Here is a 2,267-nt window from a genome sequence, read left to right as displayed (position 1 = left end):
GTCCACGAGGTCGCCGGTGAGCACGACCGGCTCGGGCGCCGCCGTGTCGTCGGGGCGGGGGGCCAGGGCCGGTCCCTGGGCGGGCACGGCGCGCAGGGTGCCGGCCTGCTGCGGGCCGGTGTTGTTCACGCGCACGACGGCGACGTAGGGCAGCACGACCGCGCCGAGGATGAACCCGAGCTGCCACCAGCCGTGGGTGAAGAGCGCGGCGACGAAGCAGGCGGTGCGGACCAGCATCTGGACCAGGTAGACCCTCATGCGCGCCTCCCGGTCCGCGCTGCGGCCGGCGGCGGCGGTGGTGACCCCCTGGACCTCCGGTGTCGTCCCGCGCCCGGCGCGGGCGGGACGGCCGGCTCGGGAGCCGGCGGCGGAGCTGGTCATGGCGCATCCTCCTGGCACGTCGCGCCCTGCGGAGGGCCCCCGCGCGGCCGCGGACGTAGAGTGGTGGTTCACATGCCGGCGCGCCCGCCCTCGGCGGCGTCCCGCAGGACGGCGTCGACGGCGCCGCGCCGGTGCTCCAGTCTAGTCCCGTCCCGTCCGGAAGGTGTTCCCATGGCCGATCAGACCACCACGCCCACAGCGGACGCGCAGGCCGCCGGCCGCAGCGTCCTCGTCACGGGGGGCAATCGCGGCATCGGCCTGGCCATCGCCCGGGCGTTCGCCGCGAACGGCGACCGCGTGGCCATCACCTCCCGCTCGGGGGAGGGGCCGGAGGGGGTCCTCGCGGTCCGGGCCGACGTGACGGACGCGGCCTCCGTGGACGCGGCCTTCCGCGAGGTCGAGGAGGTCCACGGCCCGGTCGAGGTGCTCGTGGCCAACGCCGGCATCACCCACGACCAGCTGCTGCTGCGCATGTCCGAGGATGACTTCACCTCGGTGATCGACACGAACCTCACCGGCGCCTTCCGCGTGGTGCAGCGCGCCACCAAGGGCATGATGCGCCTGAAGCGCGGACGCATCGTCCTGGTCTCCTCCGTGGTGGGCCTGCTCGGCTCGCCCGGCCAGGTCAACTACGCCGCCTCCAAGTCCGGCCTCGTCGGGATGGCCCGCTCGATCACGCGCGAGCTCGGCGCGCGCGGCGTGACCGCGAACGTCGTGGCCCCCGGCTACATCGACACCGAGATGACGCAGTCCCTCGACGACGAGCTCAAGGCCCAGTACAAGACGTCCATCCCGGCCGGCCGCTTCGCCGCCCCGGAGGAGGTGGCCGGCGTCGTGCGCTGGCTGGCCTCGGACGAGGCCGCGTACATCTCCGGGGCCGTGATCCCCGTGGACGGCGGCCTGGGCATGGGCCACTGACGACCACCGACCGCTGAGCAGACAGGAAGCACAGAACATGACCGAGCAGGACCTGGCCGGACGCGGCGTCGTCGTCACCGGCTCCTCCCGCGGCATCGGAGCCGCCACCGCCGAGCTGCTGGCCGCCCGCGGCGCGGGCGTCGTGGTGAACTACCGCCAGAAGGCGCCGCGCGCGAACAAGGTGGTGCAGAAGATCGAGGAGACCGGCGGCCGCGCCGTGGCCGTGGGCGGCGACGTGACCGTCGCCGAGGACCGGGCCGCGCTGCTGGACGCCGCCGTGGAGCACTTCGGCTCGCTCGACGTGCTGGTGCTCAACGCCTCGGGCGGCATGGAGTCCCAGTTCGGCGAGGACTACGCACTGAAGCTCAACCGTGACGCCCAGGCCGCGCTGGCCGACGCCGCGCTCGAGCGCATGGGCGCCGGCGGACAGATCGTGTTCGTGACCTCCCACCAGGCGCACTTCATCGACGAGGTCGCCACGATGGACTCCTACGAGCCCGTGGCCCGCTCCAAGCGCGCCGGCGAGGACGCCCTGCGCGAGCGCATCCCCGCGTTCACGGAGAAGGGCGTGGGCTTTGTGGTGGTCTCCGGCGACATGATCGAGGGCACCATCACCGCCACCCTGCTCGATCGCGCCGAGCCCGGTGCCATCGAGGCCCGCCGCGAGGCCGCCGGCAAGCTCTACTCCGTGGAGGAGTTCGCCGCCGAGATCGCCTCCCTCGTGGGCCGCGACGACCTCGAGGTCGGCCACACCGAGCTCGTGGGCGGCGCCGAGGACTTCCTCGGGCAGGACTGAACCGCACCACACCCCTGACGACGAGGGCCGGATCCGTGGGATCCGGCCCTCGTGACCTCCGGGCGCGGGCGCCTCAGAGACCCAGGAGCCACCGCAGGGGGGTGAAGGAGGGCACGTCGACGACGACGTCCGCGTGCTCCCGGAGGATCGGCTTGGCGCACAGCGCCACGCC

Annotated in this window: 3 protein-coding genes; 2 read left to right on the top strand and 1 reads right to left on the bottom strand. The window is 73.8% G+C overall.

Annotated elements, in window-relative coordinates; genetic code table 11:
* On the bottom strand, nt 1-381 hold a 381-nt coding region (locus HMPREF3105_RS00970; protein ID WP_070708562.1), incomplete at its 3' end, for a DUF3099 domain-containing protein.
* A 171-nt stretch (nt 382-552) separates the two neighbouring features.
* Between HMPREF3105_RS00970 and HMPREF3105_RS00965 the strand changes: the two genes are divergently transcribed.
* Both HMPREF3105_RS00965 and HMPREF3105_RS00960 read left to right on the top strand, forming a co-directional pair.
* The gene (locus HMPREF3105_RS00965; protein ID WP_070708561.1) at nt 553-1,299 is read left to right on the top strand and encodes a beta-ketoacyl-ACP reductase; all 747 of its coding nucleotides are present in this window, start codon (nt 553-555) and stop codon (nt 1,297-1,299) included.
* Nucleotides 1,300-1,336: 37 nt separating this feature from the next.
* Nucleotides 1,337-2,095 carry an SDR family oxidoreductase gene (locus HMPREF3105_RS00960; protein ID WP_070708560.1) on the top strand — a complete coding sequence of 253 codons (759 nt, stop codon included), beginning with the start codon at nt 1,337-1,339 and terminating at the stop codon, nt 2,093-2,095.
* The last annotated feature ends 172 nt before the right edge of the window (nt 2,096-2,267 follow it).

Source organism: Micrococcus sp. HMSC31B01, assembly GCF_001816085.1.
GTDB lineage: Bacteria > Actinomycetota > Actinomycetes > Actinomycetales > Micrococcaceae > Micrococcus > Micrococcus luteus.
Note: the sequence above shows the minus strand (reverse complement) of the source record. Positions and strands in the feature narration are given on the sequence as shown.